26 protein-coding genes and 1 tRNA gene are annotated in these 23664 nt (G+C 66.0%); 12 read left to right on the top strand and 15 right to left on the bottom strand.

The genetic code is table 11. The features are described 5' to 3' along the window. Nucleotides 1–42: 42 nt before the first annotated feature. Together GOSPT_RS19390 and GOSPT_RS19385 are read left to right on the top strand one after the other, a co-directional pair. A complete protein-coding gene (locus tag GOSPT_RS19390) occupies nt 43–576 on the top strand; it encodes a phage holin family protein (RefSeq protein ID WP_005208290.1) in 534 nt (177 codons plus the stop codon). A 3-nt stretch (nt 577–579) separates the two neighbouring features. Further along, a complete protein-coding gene (locus GOSPT_RS19385; protein WP_005208289.1) occupies nt 580–1542 on the top strand; it encodes an alpha/beta fold hydrolase in 963 nt (320 codons plus the stop codon). 119 nt (nt 1543–1661) lie between these two features. Here the strand turns inward: GOSPT_RS19385 and GOSPT_RS19380 are convergent, their stop codons facing one another. Genes GOSPT_RS19380 through nth form a run of 4 tightly spaced genes read right to left on the bottom strand, consistent with a single transcriptional unit; the run spans nt 1662 to nt 5141 of the window. Next, on the bottom strand, nt 1662–2864 hold the full coding sequence (locus GOSPT_RS19380) for a MarP family serine protease (protein WP_005208288.1): 1203 nt from the start codon (nt 2862–2864) through the stop codon (nt 1662–1664). After that, on the bottom strand, nt 2861–3712 hold the full coding sequence (locus tag GOSPT_RS19375) for an NUDIX hydrolase (protein WP_005208287.1): 852 nt from the start codon (nt 3710–3712) through the stop codon (nt 2861–2863). Before GOSPT_RS19375 ends, GOSPT_RS19380 begins: the two co-directional genes overlap by 4 nt. Beyond that, the gene (locus GOSPT_RS19370; RefSeq protein ID WP_005208278.1) at nt 3709–4455 is read right to left on the bottom strand and encodes a TlpA family protein disulfide reductase; all 747 of its coding nucleotides are present in this window, start codon (nt 4453–4455) and stop codon (nt 3709–3711) included. Before GOSPT_RS19370 ends, GOSPT_RS19375 begins: the two co-directional genes overlap by 4 nt. Next, nucleotides 4455–5141, bottom strand: coding sequence for an endonuclease III (nth, locus tag GOSPT_RS19365; protein WP_005208277.1), 687 nt, complete (start codon nt 5139–5141; stop codon nt 4455–4457). The genes GOSPT_RS19370 and nth overlap by 1 nt, the downstream gene beginning before the upstream one ends. Nucleotides 5142–5330: 189 nt before the next feature. Between nth and GOSPT_RS19360 the strand changes: the two genes are divergently transcribed. After that, nucleotides 5331–5543: a hypothetical protein gene (locus GOSPT_RS19360; protein ID WP_005171585.1), complete on the top strand. Its 213-nt coding sequence runs from the start codon at nt 5331–5333 to the stop codon at nt 5541–5543. A gap of 238 nt (nt 5544–5781) precedes the next feature. Beyond that, nucleotides 5782–6456, top strand: a complete 675-nt coding sequence (locus tag GOSPT_RS19355) for a Crp/Fnr family transcriptional regulator (RefSeq protein WP_005171581.1) — start codon at nt 5782–5784, stop codon at nt 6454–6456. Between the two features lie 27 nt (nt 6457–6483). On the opposite strand, the gene GOSPT_RS19350 is transcribed toward GOSPT_RS19355, so the two are convergent. The 6 genes from GOSPT_RS19350 to sp36 form a co-directional block, all read right to left on the bottom strand. Continuing rightward, a complete protein-coding gene (locus GOSPT_RS19350) occupies nt 6484–7401 on the bottom strand; it encodes an MBL fold metallo-hydrolase (protein WP_005208270.1) in 918 nt (305 codons plus the stop codon). 84 nt (nt 7402–7485) lie between these two features. Next, nucleotides 7486–8607, bottom strand: a complete 1122-nt coding sequence (locus GOSPT_RS19345) for a flotillin family protein (protein WP_039856754.1) — start codon at nt 8605–8607, stop codon at nt 7486–7488. A 152-nt stretch (nt 8608–8759) separates the two neighbouring features. Beyond that, nucleotides 8760–8969 carry an NfeD C-terminal domain-containing protein gene (locus GOSPT_RS19340; RefSeq protein WP_005208260.1) on the bottom strand — a complete coding sequence of 70 codons (210 nt, stop codon included), beginning with the start codon at nt 8967–8969 and terminating at the stop codon, nt 8760–8762. A gap of 4 nt (nt 8970–8973) precedes the next feature. Continuing rightward, nucleotides 8974–9750, bottom strand: coding sequence for a sulfite exporter TauE/SafE family protein (locus GOSPT_RS19335; protein ID WP_039856753.1), 777 nt, complete (start codon nt 9748–9750; stop codon nt 8974–8976). A 19-nt stretch (nt 9751–9769) separates the two neighbouring features. Further along, nucleotides 9770–10246 (bottom strand): RidA family protein, encoded by a 477-nt coding sequence (locus GOSPT_RS19330; RefSeq protein WP_005208256.1) that lies wholly within the window; start codon nt 10244–10246, stop codon nt 9770–9772. A 10-nt stretch (nt 10247–10256) separates the two neighbouring features. After that, entirely contained in the window at nt 10257–10421 is a 165-nt protein-coding gene (sp36, locus tag GOSPT_RS23490; RefSeq protein WP_005208255.1) for a Sp36 family protein, read from the bottom strand. Nucleotides 10422–10464: 43 nt separating this feature from the next. Between sp36 and bagA the strand changes: the two genes are divergently transcribed. Genes bagA through GOSPT_RS19315 form a run of 3 tightly spaced genes read left to right on the top strand, consistent with a single transcriptional unit; the run spans nt 10465 to nt 13437 of the window. After that, nucleotides 10465–11508, top strand: coding sequence for an ATPase BagA (bagA, locus tag GOSPT_RS19325; protein WP_005208254.1), 1044 nt, complete (start codon nt 10465–10467; stop codon nt 11506–11508). Further along, nucleotides 11508–12617: an ArsA family ATPase gene (gene bagB / locus GOSPT_RS19320; RefSeq protein ID WP_005208253.1), complete on the top strand. Its 1110-nt coding sequence runs from the start codon at nt 11508–11510 to the stop codon at nt 12615–12617. The genes bagA and bagB overlap by 1 nt, the downstream gene beginning before the upstream one ends. A 7-nt stretch (nt 12618–12624) precedes the next feature. Continuing rightward, the gene (locus GOSPT_RS19315; protein ID WP_005208252.1) at nt 12625–13437 is read left to right on the top strand and encodes an alpha/beta fold hydrolase; all 813 of its coding nucleotides are present in this window, start codon (nt 12625–12627) and stop codon (nt 13435–13437) included. Nucleotides 13438–13466: 29 nt separating this feature from the next. On the opposite strand, the gene GOSPT_RS19310 is transcribed toward GOSPT_RS19315, so the two are convergent. Next, complete coding sequence (locus GOSPT_RS19310) at nt 13467–13778, bottom strand: WhiB family transcriptional regulator (RefSeq protein WP_005208251.1); 312 nt, start codon at nt 13776–13778, stop codon at nt 13467–13469. Between the two features lie 404 nt (nt 13779–14182). Between GOSPT_RS19310 and GOSPT_RS19305 the strand changes: the two genes are divergently transcribed. After that, entirely contained in the window at nt 14183–16636 is a 2454-nt protein-coding gene (locus tag GOSPT_RS19305; RefSeq protein WP_005208250.1) for a penicillin-binding protein, read from the top strand. Between the two features lie 142 nt (nt 16637–16778). Beyond that, nucleotides 16779–17855, top strand: coding sequence for a metallophosphoesterase (locus tag GOSPT_RS19300; RefSeq protein ID WP_005208249.1), 1077 nt, complete (start codon nt 16779–16781; stop codon nt 17853–17855). Nucleotides 17856–18016: 161 nt separating this feature from the next. On the opposite strand, the gene GOSPT_RS19295 is transcribed toward GOSPT_RS19300, so the two are convergent. After that, a tRNA-Pro gene (locus GOSPT_RS19295) sits at nt 18017–18090 on the bottom strand. Nucleotides 18091–18406: 316 nt separating this feature from the next. Between GOSPT_RS19295 and GOSPT_RS19290 the strand changes: the two genes are divergently transcribed. From GOSPT_RS19290 to GOSPT_RS19280, 3 genes are all read left to right on the top strand, one after another. Next, a complete protein-coding gene (locus tag GOSPT_RS19290) occupies nt 18407–18814 on the top strand; it encodes a DUF7144 family membrane protein (protein ID WP_005208248.1) in 408 nt (135 codons plus the stop codon). Between the two features lie 320 nt (nt 18815–19134). Then, the gene (locus GOSPT_RS19285) at nt 19135–19767 is read left to right on the top strand and encodes a lipocalin family protein (RefSeq protein WP_005208247.1); all 633 of its coding nucleotides are present in this window, start codon (nt 19135–19137) and stop codon (nt 19765–19767) included. 60 nt (nt 19768–19827) lie between these two features. Next, the gene (locus GOSPT_RS19280) at nt 19828–20871 is read left to right on the top strand and encodes an acyl-CoA dehydrogenase family protein (RefSeq protein ID WP_005208245.1); all 1044 of its coding nucleotides are present in this window, start codon (nt 19828–19830) and stop codon (nt 20869–20871) included. Between the two features lie 7 nt (nt 20872–20878). On the opposite strand, the gene GOSPT_RS19275 is transcribed toward GOSPT_RS19280, so the two are convergent. From GOSPT_RS19275 to GOSPT_RS19265, 3 genes are all read right to left on the bottom strand, one after another. Next, a complete protein-coding gene (locus GOSPT_RS19275; protein ID WP_005208238.1) occupies nt 20879–22240 on the bottom strand; it encodes a dipeptidase in 1362 nt (453 codons plus the stop codon). A gap of 31 nt (nt 22241–22271) precedes the next feature. Continuing rightward, nucleotides 22272–23297: an AraC family transcriptional regulator gene (locus GOSPT_RS19270; RefSeq protein ID WP_005208237.1), complete on the bottom strand. Its 1026-nt coding sequence runs from the start codon at nt 23295–23297 to the stop codon at nt 22272–22274. After that, on the bottom strand, nt 23290–23664 hold a 375-nt coding region (locus GOSPT_RS19265; RefSeq protein WP_005208235.1), incomplete at its 5' end, for a helix-turn-helix domain-containing protein. The genes GOSPT_RS19265 and GOSPT_RS19270, both read right to left, overlap by 8 nt.

The raw sequence follows: 23664 nt of genomic DNA, 5'->3' as shown, positions 1-23664 counted from the left end.
ATGGCAACATATGGCAGGAGAACGCCAAAGACGGAGGATGCTGTGAGTGGAAACGAGTCCGGCCGGTCCGACTACCGCAACGCAGGGGGCAAGACACCGTCGATTCCGCTGAGCGACGCCGACCGCGATTCGTCCGGCGAAGCCAGCGTCGGAAGCCTGGTCAAGAACGCCACCGCGAGTGTCTCGACGCTGTTCCGGTCCGAGGTCGCGCTGGCCAAGGCGGAGCTTGTCGACGACGCGAAGAAGGCGGGGACGGGCACCGCTCTGCTGATCGTGGCGGGCGTGATGGCTCTGTACGCGAGCTTCTTTTTCTTCTTCTTCCTCGCCGAACTGCTCGACGAGTGGGTCTCGCGCTGGCTCGCGTTCCTGATCGTGTTCGCGATCCTCGTTGTCATCACGCTGATCGCAGCGTTCGTCGGCTACCTAGTGTTCAAGCGAGTCCGCGGTCCGAAGAAGACGATCAGCAGCGTCAAGGAAGTGCAGACCGTGTTGCCGGGCCGCCACGAGGACGGCCCCGGCTCGTCGCTCGGACACGGCGGCAGTCATCCTGCGATACCGCCCGCACGCGAGGCCTGAGATTTGGCCGCAGCCCCCGACCCGTCCAGTGTCCGGTTCGCCGGGCCCTGGCGTCATCTCGACGTTCGCGCCAACGGGGTGCGGTTCCACGCGGTCGAGGCCGACGGTCCGGGTACGTCGTCGGAAGATCCAGACCGCCCACTCGCCTTGCTGCTTCACGGTTTCGGTGAGTTCTGGTGGAGTTGGCGGCACCAACTGGCCGACCTGACCGAGGCCGGTTACCGAGCTGTCGCGGTGGATCTGCGCGGCTACGGCGACAGCGACAAACCTCCTCGCGGTTACGACGGTTGGACCCTGGCAGGCGACACCAACGGCCTCGTGCGCGCGCTCGGGCATACGTCCGCGACGCTCATCGGCCACGCCGACGGCGGGCTGGCATGCTGGGCGACCGCCACGCTGCACCCACGTGCGGTGAGCGCGATCGCGGTCATCTCCTCACCTCATCCGCGGGTTTTGCGGCGCGACGTGTTGCGCGACGCCGAGCAGCGGTCGTCGTTTCTCGGAAACTTCTTGAGCAACCAGGTGCCGCGCATGGCCGAGCGACGACTGACCCGACACAACGGCGCATTCATCGGCGAATACTTCGCCGAGCGGTCGGGGCTCGCATGGCAGGACACCGACGACTACACCGACGCCGTCGACAAGAACCGATCCGCGATCCAGATTCCCGGCGCCGCACACTGCAGCCTGGAGTACCAGCGCTGGGTGTTCCGGTCGCAATTTCGACCCGACGGCGTCCGGTTCATGGACCTCATGGAGAAGCGGCTGTCCATCCCGGTCCTCGCGGTGCGCGGCGTCGACGATCCCTACATCACCGACGAATCAGTTGGTGCCAGTGCCGAATGGGCCTCGGACTTCGACTACCGCCCCATCCCCGGCAGCGGCCACTTCGCCCACCAGGAGCGGCCGAGCGAGGTCAGCAAGCTGCTCGGCGACCTCCTCGCCGGCACCGGCCGCGACAACTAGCGCACGTTCGACGTTCCGCGGCGCACCGTCGGCAGACTCGAGCGCACAGTCGGCAGGCTCGGGCGCACAGTCGACCGCACACCCTCGCCGACAGTGCGCTTCCTGCGGCCGAGCGTGCGTCAGGAGTGCACGCACTCGCCCGTGCTCACGCGCGCGGTGCGGCGCTCGGAGGCGTCGAGGTCGGACTTCACCTGCTTGGCGGTGAGCACGAAGCCGGTGTTGTCGGCAGTGTCCTCGGCGGCACCGAATACGACGCCGAGCACGTCGCCGTCCGGGTCGATCATAGGCCCGCCGGAGTTGCCCTGGCGGATGGTGCCACGCACCGTGTACACCTCGCGCAGCACCTGGTTGGTCCGATAGATGTCGGGTCCCGACAGGTTGATCGTCTCGCGCACCCGCACCGCGGTCGACGTGAACGGGCCGGCCTCGGGATAGCCGAGCACGATGGCGTCGGCTCCCGGCTTCGCCGACGAGTCGTCGAATTGCAGTGCCTTGGCGCGTAATCCGGGAACGTCGAGGACCGCGATGTCAGTGCGGCTGTCGAAGAGCACCACCTTGGCGGCCAGCGAGTCGCCGCCCTCGGTCTGCACCGTCAGTCGGCGGGTTCCGGCGACGACGTGCGCGTTGGTCATGACCCGCTCGGGCGACACGACGAATCCGCTGCCCTCCAACGCCTGCTGGCAACTCGGGGCAACACCCTCGATCTTCACCACGCTCGGCTGTACCCGCGACACCACCGCGGAATTCTCCAGCGACGTGTCGGGTGGGTCGACGTTCGCCACCGGAGTCTGCACGAAGGGGCCGATCACCTCGGGCAGACCCGAATCGTCGAGCATCGGTCCGAGTTCGCGGGTCGGGAAATCGCGCAGCCACGTCGGGGCGACGGAATCGACACCGCGCAGAATCGTGGATCCGCGCACCGCGCTTGCGATTTCGGGCGACGACGCACGTCCGAGCGGAATCGCCAGCAGCCAGGCCGCAACCAACACCGCGATGACCTGCAGCATCAGTCCGATCACGCTGTCGACGTGCCGCAGCGCCGTCGACCTGATACCGCCGCGGGCCGCTCGTCCGAGCACCATGCCCGACGTCTCGCCTATGATGACCAGCACCACGAGCAGCGCAACCCCGACGACGAGCCGCATACTTCGGTCGTCGATACGTGAAAGTATGTGGGGCGCAATCAAAATGCCTGCCACCGCGCCCAGAATCACGCCGACGACCGCCAGTCCCGACGCCACCGCGCCCTGCCGCCACCCACTGAGCGCGGCCAGCAGTGCGAGCACGATGACGATCACGTCAACCCATGTCGATCCGCTCACCGGGCGGCATCCTCGGACGCATCGGTATCGCCGTCGCCGGGATCAGCCGCGCGGCGCAGCGTCGGAAATCCGCTCAGCTGAGGCGATCCCGCGCGCGCGATCGCCTCCTCGAGCGGGCGGACGTCGTCGTGGTTCCACGGGACGTCCCACCCCGACGCATCGCTGATCGCCGCGAGGAGCCCGCCGGTGAAACCCCACACCAGAAGTCCGTCGACGAAGAATGCGGGACCGCGGTAAGCGCGGGCACCGAGCACCGAACGCTGCACCTGAAAACGGTTCTGCGGTGCCAACATCTCGCGCAGATTCACGCGCACAACACGCGACGTCTCGCCGGCGTCGACGACGCCGACCGGTCCCGGTTCACGCCAGTGCGCGACAACCGGGGTCACTTCGAAGTTCGAGACGGGCACGGGAAAGCTCGGCAGATTGGCGAGGACGTCGACGCTGCTCGCCTCGAGTCCGGTCTCCTCGGTGGCTTCGCGCAGCGCAGTGCCGACCGGATAGTCGTCGCCCGGATCGAACGAGCCGCCGGGGAAAGCCACCTGCCCGCTGTGCTGGCGCAACGTCGGGGCACGCTCGGTGAGCAGCACCTGTGCGTCGGCGGGCAGACCACCCGGATAGTCGGGATCGACGTCCCACGAGCCGGAGAACAAGATCAGCACCGACGCCGCGCGCCGGTCGCGCCGCAGCATCGACGCCCAGCGGGAGCGGTCACCACCGCGATCGAGCACGCTGTCGGTCACGGCCGAGACATTGCCGGTGAGCTGCCGCAGCCACGGCGGGATCTGCGCTGTGTCGACCAGCTGCCCGACGTGCGGCTCCTGCGACGGCTGTTCGGTGCGCGTCACGTGGCGACACCGGTGGCGTCGCGCACGGCGTCGGCGACCTCGTCGACGCTGCCGAACTCCTTGGGAAGTGTTGTGGCAATGGTTCCGTCGGCGCGGAGCAGGATGGTCGACGGGAAGACCCTCGGTGCCCGAAGTGCCGCCGCGACCTTGCCGTCGACGTCGAGGACCGTCGGGAGATGGACGCCGACCTCGCGCAGGAACGTCAAGACCGCGAACGGATTCCCCGCGCCCTGTTCGGCATGCACGGTGAGCACCGTAACCCGATCGCCCGCGCGCCGCGCGTACTCGGCGAGTACCGGCAGTTCGCGCCGACACGGCAGGCACCACACCGCCCACATATTGATGAGCACAGGCTTCCCGGCGGTTCCGGCCCCGAGGTTGTAGGCGTTGCCGGTTGCCAGACACGGCGCGACGACCCCCGCCAGTGCCCCTCCAGACGATTCCGGCAACCCGCTGTTCGGGCACGGTTCGACGGTGGCGTCGGCGCGGGCCTTGGCGAGCGTGGCGTCGTCGACATTCGCGTCGGGGACCGCCGCGACACCGGAGCTGTCGGTCGGCGAGCCGAGGTTGTTCGACGATCCCGAATCGCGCGGCCAGATGGCGACGATCAACGCGACCATGACGACGAAGAACACCAGCGTCCAGCGCAACGACGCCGGAAAACGGCTGCGTCGACGCTGCGGTGGCGGGTCGTCGTGCGGGGTCGGTGCGTCTGGGCCCGACGTCGTCGCGGATGTGCCCACTACGCGGAGATCCCTGCGAGCTCGAGGATGTGGTCGGTTTCCGGACCCTTCACGAGCTTTGCCGCCTCAGCTTTGGCCATCGGACCGAGTCCGACGGACGGACAGTCGTGCGCGAGCACACAGACACCACACGCAGGCTTGCGCGCATGACACACGCGCCTGCCGTGGAAGATCACGCGATGCGAGAGGTTGGTCCACTCCTTGCGCTCGAAGAGCTCTCCGACGGCGTGCTCGATCTTGACCGGATCGGTTTCGGTGGTCCATCCCCATCGCTGCACGAGACGCGAGAAGTGGGTGTCGACGGTGATGCCCGGGATGTCGAAGGCGTTGCCGAGTATGACGTTGGCGGTCTTGCGACCGAACCCGGGCAGGCTGACCAGCTCTTTCAGGGTGTGCGGCACCGTGGAGTCGAAACGTTCGACGAGCGCCTGCCCCAGCCCGATGATCGAGTTGGCCTTGTTCCGGTAGAAGCCCGTCGAGCGAATCATCTCCTCGAGTTCGGTGCGATCGGCCCCCGCGTAGTCGGCGGCGGTGCGGTATTTGGCGAACAGCGCGGGCGTCACCTGGTTCACGCGGACGTCGGTGCACTGCGCCGACAGGATGGTCGCGACGGACAATTCGAGCGGGTTGGTGAAGTCCAACTCGCAGTACACGTGTGGGAACGCGACCTTGAGTTCACGGTTCATGCGGCGTGCACGGCGAACCAGACCGAGATGGGTTTCCGTCCTGGCTCCCGCTGCCGACTTACGTGCACTCACACGCTTCAGGTTAGCGATCGACTCCGACCAGGTCGGTGGCGACGGCTTGATAACAAGTCAGTGAAGGCGACGATTCCAGTTATGAGCCTCGTCGGCGGTCGGTGTTTACTGATCGGTATGCAAGGACTCGCCGCACTGCTCTTCCCTGCTGTGTTGATGCTTTTCGCACTCGCGATGGAGAAGGTTCAGCACCACACGGACCGGCTCAGCGTCTCCCGCGACAACGTCGAGGAGTTTCTGCAATCGGCCGAGTCCCAGCACGTGGACACGCTGGCCAGGGACGGTTTTCCCGCAGCGCTCGACGAGCTGCGCGAGCGTCGCGCGAGCTGAGCGCGACCGCCGTCCGACTCTCGTGGGCAACCACGTCGACGTCGTCGAACTCTCGGTGAGCACGCGCTCCCCAGGTGATCCCGAACAATTCACACTGCCGCGCCGGAACATCAATTCAGCACGCGCAACACGGCCCCAAAGTGGCGCTAGTGACCCATCCAACACATATGCTTCAGGGCGAGAGTAGCGTTGCTGAGTGCGTGTGTCGTTCACGCGGCTGATGAGAAAGGTTCCTTAGGTGGAGGAAGTACTGGCGCGGGCGGGAATTTTCCAGGGTGTGGAGCCCTCCGCTGTCGCGGCGCTGACCAAGCAACTACAGCCCGTGGATTTTCCGCGCGGACACGTGATCTTCCATGAGGGAGAGCCGGGAGACCGCCTCTACATCATCCTGTCGGGCAAGGTGAAGGTCGGACGACGCTCACCCGACGGACGCGAGAACCTGCTGACCATCATGGGACCGTCCGACATGTTCGGCGAACTCTCCATCTTCGACCCGGGCCCGCGCACGTCGTCGGCCACCACGGTCACCGAGGTCCGTGCCGTGTCGATGGACCGCGACGCGCTGCGCGCCTGGATCAAGGATCGCCCCGAGATCGCCGAGCAGTTGCTGCGCGTGTTGGCCCGACGCCTGCGTCGTACCAACAACAACCTCGCCGACCTGATCTTCACCGACGTCCCCGGACGCGTTGCCAAGCAGCTCCTGCAGCTCGCACAGCGCTTCGGCACCCAGGAGGGCGGCGCACTGCGCGTCACCCACGACCTGACGCAGGAAGAGATCGCCCAGCTCGTCGGCGCATCCCGCGAAACCGTGAACAAGGCGCTCGCCGACTTCGCACAGCGCGGCTGGCTGCGCCTCGAAGGCAAGAGCGTCCTGATCGCCGACTCCGAGCGACTCGCGCGCCGCGCGCGCTAGTTCGGCTCTCCTACGCTTCAGTTCCTCCTAGGTCGCCTTCAGGTAGTCCAACTGCGCCTTGACCGACATACGGGCGGCAGGCCAGAGCTTCTTGTCGACGTCGGCGTAGACCTTGCGGACCACCTTCATGGGCTTCGCATTCTTCGCCGAGACACCCATGTCGTCGAGCGCGGCGACGATCTGGTCGAGCCGATCCTCGCGGTGCTTCTTGTAGTACCGCGCGACAGGGCCGAGGTCGGGATGGTCGGGGCCATGCGCGGGCAGTAGCGTCGCACCCTCACCCTCGACGATCAACCGGTTCAACGAGTTCAGGTAGTCGCGCAGCGTGCCGTCGCTGGGATCCAGCACGGTGGTGCCACTTCCGAGGATCGTGTCGCCGGTGAGAACCGCGCGCTGGTCCTCCCACTCGACGAGAAAGCTCACCGAATCGCCGGTGTGCCCCGGCGTGTGCAGCACCGTGATCTTCAGCCCGGCGACCTCGATGACCTCGCGGTCGGCGAGAGGTGCTGCGCCACGCGAGTGTTCGGCAAGCCGCGCCCGCGTCGGCCCGCCGGTGTACTTGTGCAGCGCCTTGATCGCGCCGGTGTGGTCACCGTGCCGGTGCGTGATCAGCGTCAACGCGATTCCCGGTTGCTCGGCGATGCGCTTGACGTGCTTCTTACGCTTACGCGGCCCGGGGTCGACGACGACGCACTCGGCACTTCCCGGAGCACGCAGCACCCAGGTGTTGGTGCCGTCGAGCTCCATCATTCCGGGGTTGTCGCACAACAGAACCGACGCGAACGGCGTCACCTCGCGCAGCACCCCGTACGCGGGATGCTGCGCGGCAGAGGCGTCGGATGCCGTGGGAGTTTCGGATTCTGCGGCGTCGGATTCTGCGGCGTCGGATTCAGCGGCGTCGGATTCACCGGCGGCAGGGGCGTCGCGATCGCCTGGAGTCGTCATGCACACAGCGTAATGCGGCTCACACCGACCGAACCCGACAGCCCTCCCCCGGCTCACTCACGCCGCACCAACCCATAGTTTCCGCTACTGGCCGGAACCGTTCTGACTCTGTTCGACGGCCGGCCCCACCTGCAGCTGGTCCTGCAGGCTGCGCAGCAACCCGGCGCCCTGGGTGATCACGCCGGTCATGATCTCGTTGACCCCCTCGGCGCCGTTGTACACGGTCAGGTTGGCCGAGCCGAGCCCCTTGGCGACCTCGGCGACGAGGTCGGGCAACTGCTCGATCAATTGCTGGTCGAGTGCGATCCGGTTGTTCTTCGCCGCCGCCTCCGAGGAGATCTCGACGGCCTTCGCCTCGGCCTCGGCGAGAATCTGGGTGCGTCGAGCCTCGGCCTCCGCAGGCTTCACGACCTCCGAGATCAGTTGCTGCTCACGGAGATCGGCTTGCGCCTGCGCCAACACCGACTGTTCGCGGATGATCTCTTGATTCACGCGCGCCTCTGCGAGCGGACCCGCCTGCGCCGCCTCGGCATTGGCCTTGTCGGTCTCCGACTTGATCTGCGCGCGCTTGATCGACGTCTCACGCTCGTAGTCGGCCTGGTTGCGCAGTGATTCCTGCTGCGCCTTGGCGGCCTCCTGATCGGCGCGGGCACGCTCGACGGCGGCCTCACGCTGCACCTTGGCGATGTTCGGTGCCGCGAGGGCGTTGATGTACCCCGAGTCCATGTCGTCGATCGACTGGATCTGGAAGGAGTCGACGACCAAACCGATCGAGCCCATCTCGCGCTTCGACGCCTCGAGCACCTGCCGGGCGAGCGTGTCGCGCTCACGGATGATCTGCTCGACGGTCATCGAGCCGACGATCGAACGCAGGTGGCCCGAAAAGACTTGTCCGGTGAGCTGATTCATCTCGGCCTCCTGCTCCGAGATGAAACGCTGACCGGCGTTCACGATGGACACGACGTCGCCGCCGACCTTGTGCGCGATCACGGCGCGCACATTCAACTGAATGCCCTGCGTCGTCACACACACCTCGCGAATCGACGCCTCGTGCAACGCCATTGACAGGTAGCGCACCTTACGGAAGAAGGGCATCACCCATTTGCCGTGTCCGACAACGACAACGAACGGCGCGCCTTCGTCACCGGACTTCTTGCCCGAGATCAACATCGCCTCGTCCGGTTCGGGAACGTGGTAGCCGAGCATGAACACTCCTCTGCGTTGGGTCGGGTACAGCATGCCGTAACCGACGCGGCGACCATCCACCGCGTCGTTCCTTTTGTCCGACGCCCCGCACGCTGCAGCCCGGGATCACATTGCGGCCCGGCATACGGCAGCGCCTGAAGACGGCGATGCCTCTACACGCCGTCGGGCGGGGCGATCCACCGTTCGACGTCGACGACGCGCCCGGGCAGCACACCGATCACGAGGATGTTCTCGCCCTCGTCGATGGCCTCGCGCGCCTGCGCGAGGTACCGCTCGGTGCCTCCGGCGATGCGCAACTCGACCTCACCGAGCGAGTCGCCACCGCCGATACCGAGCGTCACGATGCCGATCGCACCGACCATGGCTTCACCCCCGACTTCGATCCGGTGTGCCGACCATATCGAAGCCGAGCTTCGCGACCATCACGACGACCACCACGAGCAGCACCCACCGCACGAACGAGCTCCCTCGCCCCAGCGCCATATGCGATCCCAGTTGGGCGCCTGCGATGTTCCCGACGGCCAGCGCCAGTCCGAGGAGCCACATCACGTGCCCCTGCGCCGCGAACACCGCGAGCGCACCAAGGTTGGTTCCCGTGTTGATGACCTTGGCCATCGCCGAGCTCTCCAGAAAGCTCGTGCCGACGAGCGCTGTCAGCGTGATGATCAGGAACGTGCCGGTACCGGGACCGAGCACGCCGTCGTAGAAGGCTATGACGACACCGCAGATCACCAACCCGAGAATGATGGACCGGCGCGACTTTCCCGTCACGTCGTGGGAGCCGAAACGCGGGTTGAGTGCGACGAACAGGCCCACCGCGACCAGCAAGACCAGCACGATCGGGGTGAACACGTCGGCGGGCAGCAGACCCGCGACGAGCGCACCCAGCGCCGAGAAGACGACCGCACAGGCGAAGACCGGGGCGAGGCGTCGAACATCCATCGGTACCCGACGCGAGTAACGCCACGCGGCAGACGACGTCCCGAAGATCGCCATCAGCTTGTTGGTGCCCAGCGCCGTCGCAGGAACCAGACCGGGGTTGGTGATCAGCAGCGCCGGAATCATGATCAGCCCGCCGCCGCCGACGACGGCGTCGACCCAACCCGCGGCGACGGCCGCGACGAGGAGGACTACGACGTCGATACTCACCAGTTGGTGGGCATCACGACTCGGGCGTGACCTCGACGATCAGCTCGACCTCGACCGGCGACGCCAGCGGGAGTTCGGCGACGCCGACTGCCGAGCGCGCGTGGACGCCGGCTTCGCCGAAGATGTCGGCGAGCAGATCCGACGCCCCGTTGAGCACCTGCGGCTGGCCGGAGAAGCCCGGACCGGAGGAGACGTATCCGGTCACCTTCACGATGCGAGTGATCGAGTCGAGTCCGACGAGCGCGTCGATCGCCGACAGCGCATTGAGTGTGCACTGCCTGGCAGCACTGACCGCCTGCTCCGGCGTGACGGTGCCGTCTGCACCCTCGTGGACCTTGCCCCGAAACTCGAGTTTGCCCGACACGAAGGGCAACTGCCCCGACGTGTAGACCAGGTCACCGATGCGCACGGCCGGAACGTAGTTGGCCACCGGCTTGGCCGCCGGAGGCAGGGTGATGCCGATCTGCGGAAGTCGCTCACTCCAGCTCATGGATCGCTCCTCAGCCCTTGGGTCGCTTGAGATATGCCACGTGTTGTTCGCCGGTCGGGCCGGGCAGCACGCTGACCAGTTCCCATCCGTCGGCACCCCAGGTGTCGAGGATCTGTTTCGTGGCGTGCGTCAGCAGCGGCACCGTCGCGTACTCCCAGGCGGTCACTTCAGTCATGGACCCACCCTAACCCGAGAGACCCAGCATCTAAGGTGAACCTGTGGCCGACAAAACAGCCGACGGGCAGACACTGCCAGGCACCGCCGACGAAGCGGAGAACACCTGGCCCGACAGCGCTTCGCGGGCCCGCCTGCACTTCGTCTCCGGCAAGGGCGGGACGGGTAAGACAACCGTCGCCGCAGCACTGGCGTTGGCGCTGGCCGCCGACGGTAAACGGGTGCTGCTCGTCGAGTGCGAGGGGCGTCAGGGAATCGCGCAGCTCTTCGACATCCCGCCCCTCCCGCCGAACGACACCCGCATCGCCACCGCCGAAGGGGGCGGCGAGGTGTGGGCGCTGGCCATCGACATCGAACACGCCCTGCTCGAATACCTCGACATGTTCTACAACCTGGGGTTCGCCGGGCGCGCGATGAAGCGCATCGGCGCAATCGATTTCGTTACGACGGTCGCGCCCGGCCTTCGCGACGTGCTGCTCACCGGCAAGATCAAAGAGCGCATCATCCACACCGACAAGGCGGGCAACCGCGTGTACGACGCCGTGGTCGTCGACGCCCCGCCGACCGGCCGGATCGGCAACTTCCTCGACGTCACCACCGCGATGGCCGATCTCGCGAAGACCGGACCGATCCGCAATCAGAGCGACGGCGTCGCCCGGCTGCTGCACTCCGACGAGACCGTCGTCCACCTGGTGACACTCCTCGAGGCGATGCCCATCCAGGAAACCGTCGAGGCCGTCGACGACCTGCGGTCCAAGGACGTCAACGTCGGAACGCTCATCATCAACAAGGTCAGCCCCGTCTACCTGCCCGCCGACCAGATCGACGCGATCGCCGAGGGAGTCATCGACGCCCCAAGGATCGCGTCGAGTCTCGCCGACGCACAGATGCCGGTCTCCGAGACCGACCTCGCGGGTCTGCTCACCGAGAGCATCGAGCACGCGACGCGCCTGCAGGCCCAGCAGGTCGCCAAGGCCCAGCTCGACGAGGTCGAGGTGCCGACACTCGAGCTACCACTGCTCAACGAGGGCATCGACCTCGGCTCGCTCTACGAATTGGCCAACCTGCTGCAGAAAGCCGGTGCGTGATGCCGCTCGACCTCAAGATGGGCTCGGTCCTCACCGATCCGGAAACCCGCGTCGTAATCTGTTGTGGCGCAGGCGGTGTCGGCAAGACGACGACTGCCGCCGCGATGGCCGTCTACGCCGCGGAGCACGGCCGCAACGTCGCGGTTCTCACCATCGACCCCGCTCGACGGCTCGCACAGTCGCTCGGCATGACCGAGCTGACCAACGACCCCCAGCCGGTCAGCGTCTCACCGCTCACCGCCGACGGTTCCGGCTCGCTCGACGCGATGATGCTCGACATGCGGCGCACGTTCGACGACATGGTGCTCGAACATTCGACGCCCGAGCGCGCGGCGGCGATCATGGAGAACTCCTTCTATCAGACCGTCGCGTCGTCGTTCTCCGGCACGCAGGAGTACATGGCGATGGAGAAGCTCGGCAAGCTGCTCGAGCAGGATCGCTGGGACCTCATCGTCGTCGACACCCCGCCGTCGCGGAATGCACTCGACTTCCTCGACGCCCCGCAACGCCTCGGGTCGTTCTTGTCGGGGCGCCTGATGAAGGTGCTCGTCGGCGGCGGGCGCGGCGTCGGGCGCATGGTCACCGGCGCGATGAGCCTCGCGATGCGCGGTGTGTCGACGATCATCGGCGGCGACATGCTGCGCGACGTCGCGACATTCGTGCAATCGCTGGATTCGATGTTCGGCGGATTCCAGGAGCGCGCACTGCGCACCTATGAGCTGCTCAAACAACCCGGCACCCGGTTTGCGGTGGTCGCGGCGGCCGAGCCCGACGCCCTGCGCGAGGCGGCGTTCTTCGTCGACCGACTCAGCGAGGAGTCGATGCCGTTGGCGGGCTTGATCCTCAACCGCACACATCCCAACCTGACGAGCATCTCCGAAGAGGCCGCCCACGTCGCACTGGAGAGAGTTTCCGACGACCTCACCGAAGGCGTGCTGAGACTGCACGCCGCGCGCGCGGCAGCCGGCAAACGCGAACTGCATCTCCTGCAACGGTTTACCGCGTCGCACCCGACAGTTCCGATCGTCGGCGTTCCGTCGCTGCCGTTCGAGGTCGCCGACCTCGACGCCCTGCACGCCGTCGCGGAAGAGATCACCGGCAGGGGCTGAGTATCTGATGGCGCAACGTCGGCGGGCACGCACGCAGCCGACCCCGACGCTCCGCGGATTCGAAGGGTCCTACGTCGACGTCGCGGGCCATCGCGAATGGCACGAGGTCGCGGGGAGCGGACCGCCCGTCGTCCTGCTGCACGGCGGGTACGGCGGGGCTACGTCGTGGGCGCTCACCGCGCCGGTGTTGGTCGAGGCCGGATTCCGCGTGCACGTCCCCGAACGTCGGGGGCACGCGCGGACGCCCGACGTCGACGGCCCGATCACATATCAGGCGATGGCCGACGACACGATCGCGTATCTCGAGAATCACGTCGAGGGTCCGGCACATCTCGTCGGCTGGAGCGACGGTGCCGCTGTGGCCGTGCTGGCCGCGCGCGAGCGCGCCGAGAAGATCACGCGCATGGTGTTGATCGGCCAGTACTACAACGACGACGGCAAGGTTGCCGACAGCGCGTTGACCGAACTGCTCGATTCCGGGAGTGCGATGGCGGGCCTGCGGTCGCAGTACGCGGCACTGTCGCCCGATGGCGCCGACCATTTCACGACGTTCGACGCAAAGATGAAGCACCTGTTCGCCACTGAACCGCAGATAGATCTGGATTCGTTGGCGCCGATCACGACTCCGACGATGGTTCTGCAGGGCGATCACGACGAGGTCACCCTCGAGCACAGTTCGGCGGTCGTGGCCGCGCTCCCGCACGCGCGTCTGGCGGTACTGCCGGGCAGTCACATGGTGCCGGCGGAGCAACCCGACGCACTCAACGCGTTGCTGATCTCGTTCTTGCGCAACGGGTTTCCCCGTTCACCCTGGGGTTGAACCCGGGGCGGGATCAACCGACGGCGAAATCAACCGACAGATACCTCACGGCGTCGACGCTGAGCCGCGAAGAACTCTGCCCACGAGGTCACCTCGGGATGCTGACGCAACAACGCACGACGCTGACGTTCGGTCATGCCACCCCACACACCGAATTCGACGCGGTTGTCGAGGGCGTCGGCTCCACATTCGAGTTGCACCGGGCAGTGACGGCAGATGACTGCGGCCTTACGTTGAGCCGCTCCACGAACGAAGAGCTCGTCGGGGTCCTCACCGCGGCAGCGTGCCCGTGCCACCCACGTCAGTCGAGTTTCGTTGGTCGATACCGCCGATGTCGCCATGAGCCGACCCCTGTCTTTTGTCGTTGCGCGCTGTGCGCGACCCGTGCCCGGCACAACGACCCTGCGTCGTTGCCGGCGAATGCTCGCCTCCAACACCACGTCACCGATTTCTGAGGTGGTCGAACGATTCAGAGATGCTCGTGCCACTTCTCGTCACTGTTGTTATGTGAGTCACATTCTGCACTCAATCTAAGGATCTGTGCATGTGACCGCAACCCCTGAGCCGGAGAAAAATGGCACAACCGTGCAAACTCGCAGGGAAACCGACAAAAGCGTCCCGACAAACCCCCGTCGGATCGGCGCCGAGCGTCGATTCATGCAGACGGAGCGTTCGATCTGAGACCATCGGGCACCTCACCGGCGGGCCAAACGGTTGTCTCAGAAATCACACGTATCCTGTCCGAGTGCCGAAGTCGAAGAAGCTGTGGTCGCTCGCAGGGGCATGCGTGCTGGCCGGCGTGCTCGTAGCCGGATTGCTCTATCCCGTGGCCAGCGGCGTGGGTATCGCGTCGAATCGCGCGGCGTCGGCAGTGGAGAACGTCTCGTCGGAGTTGCTCAGCGGAACACTGCCCGAGGTCACCACGATGACCGACGCGGCGGGGACACCCATCGCACGACTCTTCGATCAGTACAGGTACCAGGTCGGATACAACGACATCTCCCCCGACATGATCCGCGCGATCATCTCGATCGAGGACAGACGCTTCCTCGAGCACGACGGCGTCGACTGGAAGGGCACGATCCGCGCCTTCCTCAAGAACTCGTCGTCGGGCGAGGTCCAGCAGGGCGCGTCGACGCTCGATCAGCAGTACATCAAGAACTACCAACTCCTCGTGCTGGCCCGCACCGAGGCCGACCGCCAGGCCGCCATCGAGACGACCCCCGCCCGCAAGCTGCGTGAGGTGCGCATGGCGCTCACGATGGAGCAGTCGCTGCGCGACGAGGCAAAACGAAAGGGACTCGACGACGCCGCGGCCAAGCAGGAGGCGAAGAAGCAGATCGTCACCCGCTACCTCAATGTCGTGCCCTTCGGCAATAACGCCTACGGCATCGAGGCCGCGGCACAGACATACTTCGGCAAGAGCGCCAAGGATCTGACCGTAGGCGAATCGGCGCTGCTCGCGGGCATGGTGCAGTCGAGTTCCGCGCTCAACCCCTACAGCAATCCCGAAGCGGCGACCGTCCGACGCAACACCGTCCTCGACACGATGATCGCCAACTTCCCCGACCGACGCGTCGAGCTCGAAGCTGCCAAGAAGGCCCCACTCGGAGTCCTTCCCCAGCCGCGGACGCCGGTGCAGGGCTGCATCGGCGCCGACAACAACGGCTTCTTCTGCGACTACGCACTGCAGTTCCTGGCCGAGAACGGCATGTCGCGATCGTCTGTGACCCGCGGCGGCTACATCATCCAGACCACTCTCGAGCCCGAGGTGCAGCGCAACAGCGTGCGGTCCGCACAGGCCAATGTCAGCCCCGACGCCGACGGTGTCGCCGCGGTCATGAGCGTGATCCGGCCGGGCACCAAGTCGCACGACGTTCTGTCGATGGCATCGAGCCGCAACTACGGACTCAATGCCAACGCAATGCAGACCGTGCAGCCACAGCCCTTCTCGCTGGTCGGCGACGGCGCGGGCTCGGTCTTCAAGATCTTCACCGTCGCCGCGGGCCTCGAGAAGGGGTTGCCGGGAAACTCCAACATCCCCGTTCCCGGCAGCATCGCGGTTGAGGGCATGGGCGACAGCGGCGGTGCCTTCGGCTGCCCGGTCAACTATTACTGCGTCAAGAACGACGGTAAGTATCCGGCGTCGATGTCGATCACGCAGGCGCTCGCGCAGTCGCCCAACACGGCGTTCGTGAAGTTGTTGCAGCAGGTCGGCGTGAAGCCCGCGGTCGATATGGCCGTTCGCCTCGGCATGCGTTCATACACGGTGCCCGGCTCGTCGGGTTTCGGCGACAAGAGCATCGCGCAGTACGTCAAGGACGGCAATCTCGGTTCGTTCACCCTCGGCCCCTGGCCGGTCAACGCCATCGAGCTCTCGAACGTGGCCGCGACGCTCGGCTCCGGCGGCATGTGGTGTCCGCCGAACCCGGTCAAGTCGATCAGCAAGATCAAGCGTGACCAGTACGGCAACCCGGTCCTCGACCCCGACGGCAAGCCCGCGACCACTCCGGTCGCGTTCAATCCGCCCGCATGCGAGCGGGTCGTCGAACCCGGTATGGCCAACACGATGGCCAATCTGATGAGCCAGGACGACAGGGGCGGCGGCACGTCCGCGGGCGCAGCAGGCGCAGCGGGCTGGAACCTTCCGGTATCGGGCAAGACCGGTACGACGGAAGCGCACCGCTCGGCGGCGTTCGTCGGATTCACCAACCAGATGGCCGCGGCCACCTACGTGTACTCCGACGGCCCCAACCCGTCGGGTGTGTGTTCCGGACCCGCACGACTGTGCGGCGAGGGCGACATCTACGGCGGCATGGAACCCGCTCGGACGTGGTATTCAGCGCTCACCCCGATCGCGACGAAGTTCGGTCCTGTCAGCCTCCCGCCCGCCGACCCGCGCTACATGAACGGCAACAACAGCGGTCGAATACCGCAGGTCACGGGACTGCCTGCCAGCGACGCGACGTCGCGTCTGCAAGAAGCGGGCTTCAAGGTCAACCAGCTCGAGGTCGACAGCAGCAGGCAGCAGGGCACAGTGGTGTTCACAGCGCCGTCCGACTCTGCGATGCCGGGCAGCACCGTCACGATCTACGTCAGCAACGGCAGAAAGAACGACAGCGGCGACAGCCCGGGCCCGACTCAGACCACAGTCCAGGTGCCCGGCGTCGGCCCGGTGGTGATCCAGCTCCCCGGCTGACACCGAACGGTGAGTTGATCCCGGCTGACGCCGACCGGTGAGCTCATCCGGCTGACGCCGACCGGTGAGCCCGCTGGCGTGAGCTCATCGAAGCGTGCCGTTGAGGTGGTTGGCCTACCATGGTGGCGCGTATCCTGGGTGAATGTCTGATGTCCACACGGATGCCGCATCACGCGTGCGGGCCGCACTCTCGTCTATCGCGTCCTCTTCTGTCGCGTCGTCGTCTATCGGTTCGTTGTCTCCGTCTGGGTTTGTCCGCGAACAATTGTCGTCGCATCGCACCGCGCGTGCCCTCGGCGCGGCGGCGGGCCTCGCCGCGGGCGGGCTCTTCTATTCGACAGTGATCGAGCGCAACGCCTTCACGTTGCGGCACGCCACCATGTCGGTCCTCGAACCGGGCGCCGCGCCACTGCGCGTCCTGCACATCAGCGATCTCCACATGATGCCGAACCAACGTCTCAAGCAGGCGTGGGTATCTGAACTCGAGTCGTTCGAACCCGACCTCGTCGTCAACACCGGCGACAACCTCGCCCACCCCGGCGCGGTACCTGCCGTGATTCAGTCGCTCGGCGGATTGCTCTCGCGCCCAGGGCTTTTCGTGTTCGGTTCCAACGACTACTTCGGGCCGAGCCCCAAGAACCCGCTCAAGTACTTCAAAACCGATCACGAGCGCACCCACGGCACCCCGCTGCCCTGGCAGGATCTGCGTGCGGCGTTCATCGAGCGTGGCTGGCTCGACGCGACGCACTCCGTGCGTGAGCTCGAGGTGTCCGGTGTCCGCGTCGTCGCATCGGGCGTCGACGACCCGCACATCGAGCGCGACCGCTACGACACGATCGCAGGCCGGCCCAACCCGCTCGCGCATCTGCGCCTGGGATTGACGCACTCGCCCGAGCCACGCGTCCTCGACCGCTTCGCCGACGACGGCTACGACCTCGTGATGGCGGGCCACACGCACGGCGGACAGCTCTGCCTGCCCGGCATCGGGGCGATCGTCACCAACTGCCACCTCGACCGTTCCCGCGTCAAGGGACCGTCGAATTGGGGCACGTCGATGAAGTTGCACGTCAGTGCCGGACTCGGCACCTCGCCGTGGGCGCCCGCGCGGTTCTGCTGCCGCCCAGAGGCCAGCCTGCTGACCCTCACACCGGTCTCGCACGGCGACGCCGAGTTCGACGAAGACCACTCGCTGCCGCAGCTGGCCTCCGAGACGAGCTGACGGCTCGATACGGACAGGCGGCTCGATACGGACGTCCCAACAGGAACACGGGATAGCCCCAGAAACGAGGAGGCCCTGACCTGGATCACTCCGGGTCAGGGCCTGCTACTACTTCTCAACCACAAGAAGCTTTGTCGGATCCGGTTCAACCAGATCCGTTGTCGGGGTGGCGGGATTCGAACCCACGACCTCTTCGTCCCGAACGAAGCGCGCTACCAAGCTGCGCCACACCCCGTGTGCAACCTGCGATAGCTTACCCCCGCGACCGCCCAGCTACTAAATCGCCTGGTCAGAGTGCCGATTGCAGCCAGCACGAACAGGCGGCCGCGCGGCGCGAATCCAGACGCGGACAACGCGAAGCACGGAGCACAATCCGACCTCGCATGGTCACCCAAGGACTCAGAACAACGCATTCTGAGACAAGGTTTGGCATCACTACCACACAAAAAGGACACATCTGTCCCTGTGGTCACTAGTGTCCACACCAGACAATCACCTCTCGACCAGCGCGACCAATTCATCAGAATCGACAATGCGAAAGGTACGGGCACATGAGTAGTGAGTTCGAGAAGTATGAGGCGAAACAAGGCACCGCATTCGGAATCACCGTCGTGGCCGCTGCACTTCTGTTCGTGGCAGGCATCGTCGGAGTATTCGCCGGAATCTCCGCGATCGCAGGCGACAACCTCTATGTCGCCACTCCCGACTACATCTACAAATTCAACCTCACCACGTGGGGCTGGATTCATCTGATCATCGGCATCATCGCGATCATCGTCGCGGGCGGCCTGGCGGTCGGATCCGGATGGGCGCGGGTCTCGGCGATCATCATCGCGTCCCTCTCGATCATCGCGCAGTTCCTCTGGCTGCCCTACAACCCGTGGTGGGCGATCCTGATCATCGTCCTCGACATCGTTGTCATCTGGGCCGTGTCCACCTGGGAACCCGACGTCGTCTGACGCTGATCTCCTGACCTGCCAGTTCACACCAGAAAGCGGGCGAGCCCTGGACAAGGGCTCGCCCGTTTCATTCATTCCCGTTGTCAGTCATTCCCGTTTTCGGTCATTCTGCGCGGTGCCGACCAGGAAAAGCCCAGGTCGGCGTCGACGGTCGGCAAGAAAATGACTGAAAACGGGAGAGCGCTGACCGGCCGCCGGCTCCTCGTATGACAGACCCGGCTTCTTGCGTGACAAATGCGGCGCGCGAACCCATCCACCGTGTCGTCGGTGTCGAATCCTGCAACGTTCCCAGAACACCACCCGACCCCAGGAGTCGTCCGATGCACACGCAGCGTCCCGTCCGGATTCTCGTCGTACTCGCCACAGCACTGCTCGCCGCCATGACAGCGCTGCTGTCGATACCCGCGCCCGCTCGCGCCGACACCACGCTCCAGCCGGTCAAGAATCTCGACGTCGAGCGCTACCTCGGCACCTGGTGGCAGCAGGCAACCATCCCGGCGTTCTACGGAGTCCGCTGCGCCAAGGACACCAACGCCACGTACACACTGATCAATCCGACGACGGTCGGCGTCGACAACAAATGCACCAGCTTCACCGGGCAACCCGACGGCATCAAGGGAAAAGCGACAGTCGTCGACCCGAAGAAGAGCAATGCCGCGCTGGCGGTGTCCTTTCCGGGAATCCCCAACACGATCAACACCGGCTCGTTCCCCAATTACGTGATCGCGTGGGTCGCAGATGGCAAGAATCCGAAGGGCCCGTATGAGTACGCCATCGTCGGTGACCCGTACCGGCTGTCGGGTTTCGTGCTGAGCCGACAAAAGGTCGTGAGCAACGAGGAGCTTCACATGCTGCGGCTCAAGACGGAGTCGCTGGGCTTCAACTCGTGCACCTTCCTGATCTCCCCCATCACGGGTGGCCGCTCGGACTACTCGCCGCTCTGCACCGTGTGATCGACCGGCCAGGCGGTGGACTCGGCTCGAGTTCACCGCCGGGCCGATTACCCTGAACGCGTGGACACCGCGCCAAGCCCCACCGCACTCATCGCCGCCGCGTACCGCATCGCCGACGACCTCCTCTTTCCCGACGCCGCAGAAGTCGACCGCACCGGTGAGGTCCCCGCCACCCACTGGACGGCACTCGCCGACGCCGGGCTGTACGGCATCGCAGCACCGCAAGCAGTAGGCGGGCCGGGGCTCGAACTCACCCAGGTCATCGAGATCATCGAGGTCCTCACCAGCGGCTGTCTCTCCACGGCCTTCACCTGGCTACAGCATCACGGTGTCGTCATCTCGCTGGCAGGCACCACCAACGACGCCCTGCGCGACGAACTCCTCGACGACGCCGTGACCGGCCGCGCCCGCGCAGGCGTCGCCTACGCGGGCGCCGTTCCGACACCCCCACGGATGAGTGCGTCGCGGACCGACGGCGGCTGGGTCTTCTCGGGATACGCGCCGTTCGTCAGCGGGTGGGGCCACATCGACCTGCTGCAGATCTCGGCGCGCGACGTCGACTCCGACGACATCGCCGCAATCGTTCCCACACACCCGATGTCGGCAGCCATCACGGTCTCGCCGATGCGACTCACCGCGGGCAACGCATCGCACACCGTCAGCCTGCGCGTGGATTCGCTCCCTGTTCCCGACGCCCTTGTGGTCAGCAGGGTCGCGCTCGACGACTTCTTCGCCACCCAGAACATCGGCATCCGACTCAACGGCGCGCTGCCGTTCGGCATCCTCCGCCGCTGCACAGCGCTGCTCGACCGTGGCGGCGCAACCGCGCAGGCGCGACGACTCCGCGAGCGCGGCAGCGAGATCCGCACCCGTCTCGACACCTCACTCGCCGACGCCGACGCACTGCTCGCCGCGCGCGCCGACGGGGCACAGCTGGCCGTCGACGCCGCCGCGGCGCTGGTGGCGGCAGACGGCGGCCGCGCGCTGGTCGTCGGAAGCGACGCCGACCGCCTCTCCCGCGAGGCGACGTTCACCCTCGTCGCCGCGAGTCGCCCCGAATTGAAAGGCTTACTGCTGCAACGCTTCAGCGGAGAGAACGAGTAATAGTCGACTACTCGGGCCGCACGTAGTCGCGCAGGAACAATGCCTCGGCGATGGCGAGATTCTCGATCTCCGACGGGTCGACGCTCTCGTTGGGCGCGTGGATCAGACACGACGGCTCTTCGACGCCGAGCAGCATGATCTCGGCGTCGGGAAAGGTCTGCTGCAGCACGGTACACAGCGGAATCGATCCACCTTGCCCCTGCATCACCACGTCGCGCCCGTAGGCGGAACTCATCGCGTCGACCAACGCGTCGAAAGCAGGCCCCTCGGTCGATCCGGAGAACGGCGCCCCGACGGCCTCGCGCTCGATCGACATCTTCACATGCCAGGGCGCGACCTCTTCGAGATGCGCGATCAGCGCGTCCTGAGCGACCTTCGCGTCCATGCCGGGCGGCACCCGCAGGTTGATGCGTGCACGTGCACGCGGGGTCACCGCAGCCGACGACCCGACGACCGGCGAACAGTCGATACCGAGCACCGTTGCGGCCGGGCGAGCCCACACCATGTCCGAAATACGGCCGGAGCCAACGACATCCACGCCGTCGAGCACAGTGGCGTCGCGCCGGAAGTTCTCCGCGGGGTAGTCGATGCCGTCGAATTCCTGTGTGGCATCCAGCCCGCGAACAGTGGTGTTGCCGTGCTCGTCACGCAGGCTCGCGAGCATCGAGATCAACGCCGCCAATGCGTCGGGAGCCGCACCACCGAACATGCCCGAATGCATTGCGGATTCCAGTGTTTCGACGCTCACGACCACATTGGCGACACCACGAAGACTCGTCGTCAAGGTCGGTTGTCCCACAGTACAGTTGCCGGAGTCGCAGATGAGAATGGCGTCGGCGTCGAGCAATTCGGGATGTTTCGGCACAAAGTCCTCGATGCCTCCCGAGCCCTGCTCTTCCGACCCTTCGCCGATGATCTTGATGTTCACTCCCGCCTCGCCCGCGAGAGCGCGCAGCGCGGTGAGGTGGACGGCGATGTTGCCCTTGCAATCTGCTGCACCGCGCCCGTACCAGCGGCCGTCGCGTTCGGTGAGTTCCCATGCGGGAGACTTCCACGCGTCGGGATCCATCGGCGGTTGCACGTCGTGGTGAAAGTAGAGCAGCACGGTCGGGGCGCCTGCCGGACCCGGGATGTGCCCGGTCACGGCCGTGCTTCCGTCGGCGGTCACATGCGCTTCGACGTCGCGCACCCCGACCTCGGTGAACGTCGCGATCAGCCACTCGACCATCGCGTCGCAGTCGGGCGGCGGCTCGCCCGCGGGATCGTAGACGGATTTGAAGGCAACCATCTCGGCGAGGTCGCTGCGGGCCTGCGGCATCAGCTCGTGGACTCGAGCACGAATGGGGTCGACGGCCGTGGAATCGGTCATGCTTCGAGTAACTCACATCGCGGGGACCCTGTCACGTCGACGGCGCCGTGCCGCGGTCGGCTTGTGGTCGCGCCCTGGTCACCGCGGCGCGATACTCGTTGGGAGTCATCTTGAACTCGTCACGAAAATGCTTGCGCAGCAATGCTGCTGACGTGAAGCCCGATTTCGCGGCAACGACGTCGAGCGCCGACGAATCGTGTTGGTCGAGCAGTTCACGGACGTAGGCGACCCGTCGTGCCACGATGAGCTCTGCAGGCGACTGTTCCGAATCGACGAAATGTCGGTAGAGCTGTCGCCGACCGATCCCCAGTAGTTCGGCCATCACGTCTGCGGTGAACTCCGGATCGGCGAAGTGCCGCTCGGTTGCCTCCCGTGCGGCAGCGATGACCAGTCGTGTGTTGTCGACGCGGTGAGCGCCGACGTAGCCGATGGTGCTACGAATCAAGCTGATCGCGGCGAGCTCGTCCTCTTCGGACACGGGCCGATTGCGCACCGCGGCGTCGACGGCAAACGCTCGCACAAATCCCGCCGTCGCCAGACCCAACGTCGTCTCCTCGATCGTCGGCAACATGCCGCTGCGCGCGGACGTGAGGCCGTCGTCGATCTTGTGAGCCGGGATCATCAGCATCGCCGATTCGCACACAGCGTCGAACTCGCCCACGAACGGGCTGGCCGTCGTGATCAGTGCCAGTTGGTTCGAGAGGTAGCGTTTCGTCCTCCCGAACTGGCGAAGGCGCAGTGTTCCCGCCAGGCGATGTACCGCGGCAATCACCAGCGGCGGCCCCTCCTGCGCCGCTACGTCGTCAGCTGTACGTTCCGTGTGCCGTGGCGTCGACAATGCGCAGAGCGCGTGCACTACCGACAACGGCCGGTAGAACACCGACGCGACGAACGAGGCCGGCTCCGAGACGGTGACCCTTCCGAACCCGGCCGAATAGGCCGCGATTCCCGACTCCCCGCGCATCAGCATCGAGCTATCAGGGCGCGCGGCCTTCAGTTCATGTTTCCACGCCTCGACCGCCCTGTCGTCGAGTCGCGTCGACGTAGCCTCAGCCACTCACGCCACCATCGTCGCGAATGAGGCCCGCGATGTCGTCGTTCGCCTGCAGACGACGTCGGAACTCCTGCGGCGTGACGCCGTATCGGGACCGAAACCTGTTGCGCAGCGCGTTGGCCGACGGAAAGCCGGAGAATTGCGCAAGGCGGGCGATGCTGATGTCGGCCTCGCCGCTCAACAGCTCTCGCGCACACTCGAGTCGACGTTCGACGATCATCTCCGCGGGAGATTGTCCCGACGGCGTGAGGTACCGGTAGAGCTGACGCCTGCTCAGATACAGCCGGCGCGCAAGTACATCAACGTCGAAATCGGAATCCCAATAGTTCCGATCGGTCACCCTTCGCGCTGCGACCTGCGCGAATAGGGG

Origin of the sequence: Gordonia sputi NBRC 100414 (genome assembly GCF_000248055.1) — a bacterium.
In the GTDB taxonomy this organism is placed as follows: Bacteria; Actinomycetota; Actinomycetes; order Mycobacteriales; family Mycobacteriaceae; genus Gordonia; species Gordonia sputi.
Note: the sequence above shows the minus strand (reverse complement) of the source record. Positions and strands in the feature narration are given on the sequence as shown.

Excerpts from the sequence above, each read along its gene's own strand:
- nth (WP_005208277.1), bottom strand. The coding sequence starts at position 5,141 with ATGAACCGTGAACTCAAGGTCGCGTTCCCACACGTGTACTGCGAGTTG.
- GOSPT_RS19360 (WP_005171585.1), top strand. The coding sequence starts at position 5,331 with ATGCAAGGACTCGCCGCACTGCTCTTCCCTGCTGTGTTGATGCTTTTC.
- GOSPT_RS19350 (WP_005208270.1), bottom strand. The coding sequence starts at position 7,401 with ATGACGACTCCAGGCGATCGCGACGCCCCTGCCGCCGGTGAATCCGAC.
- GOSPT_RS19345 (WP_039856754.1), bottom strand. The coding sequence starts at position 8,607 with ATGCTCGGCTACCACGTTCCCGAACCGGACGAGGCGATGTTGATCTCG.
- GOSPT_RS19340 (WP_005208260.1), bottom strand. The coding sequence starts at position 8,969 with ATGGTCGGTGCGATCGGCATCGTGACGCTCGGTATCGGCGGTGGCGAC.
- GOSPT_RS19330 (WP_005208256.1), bottom strand. The coding sequence starts at position 10,246 with ATGAGCTGGAGTGAGCGACTTCCGCAGATCGGCATCACCCTGCCTCCG.
- sp36 (WP_005208255.1), bottom strand. The coding sequence starts at position 10,421 with ATGACTGAAGTGACCGCCTGGGAGTACGCGACGGTGCCGCTGCTGACG.
- bagB (WP_005208253.1), top strand. The coding sequence starts at position 11,508 with ATGCCGCTCGACCTCAAGATGGGCTCGGTCCTCACCGATCCGGAAACC.
- GOSPT_RS19315 (WP_005208252.1), top strand. The coding sequence starts at position 12,625 with ATGGCGCAACGTCGGCGGGCACGCACGCAGCCGACCCCGACGCTCCGC.
- GOSPT_RS19310 (WP_005208251.1), bottom strand. The coding sequence starts at position 13,778 with ATGGCGACATCGGCGGTATCGACCAACGAAACTCGACTGACGTGGGTG.
- GOSPT_RS19300 (WP_005208249.1), top strand. The coding sequence starts at position 16,779 with ATGTCTGATGTCCACACGGATGCCGCATCACGCGTGCGGGCCGCACTC.
- GOSPT_RS19290 (WP_005208248.1), top strand. The coding sequence starts at position 18,407 with ATGAGTAGTGAGTTCGAGAAGTATGAGGCGAAACAAGGCACCGCATTC.
- GOSPT_RS19285 (WP_005208247.1), top strand. The coding sequence starts at position 19,135 with ATGCACACGCAGCGTCCCGTCCGGATTCTCGTCGTACTCGCCACAGCA.
- GOSPT_RS19275 (WP_005208238.1), bottom strand. The coding sequence starts at position 22,240 with ATGACCGATTCCACGGCCGTCGACCCCATTCGTGCTCGAGTCCACGAG.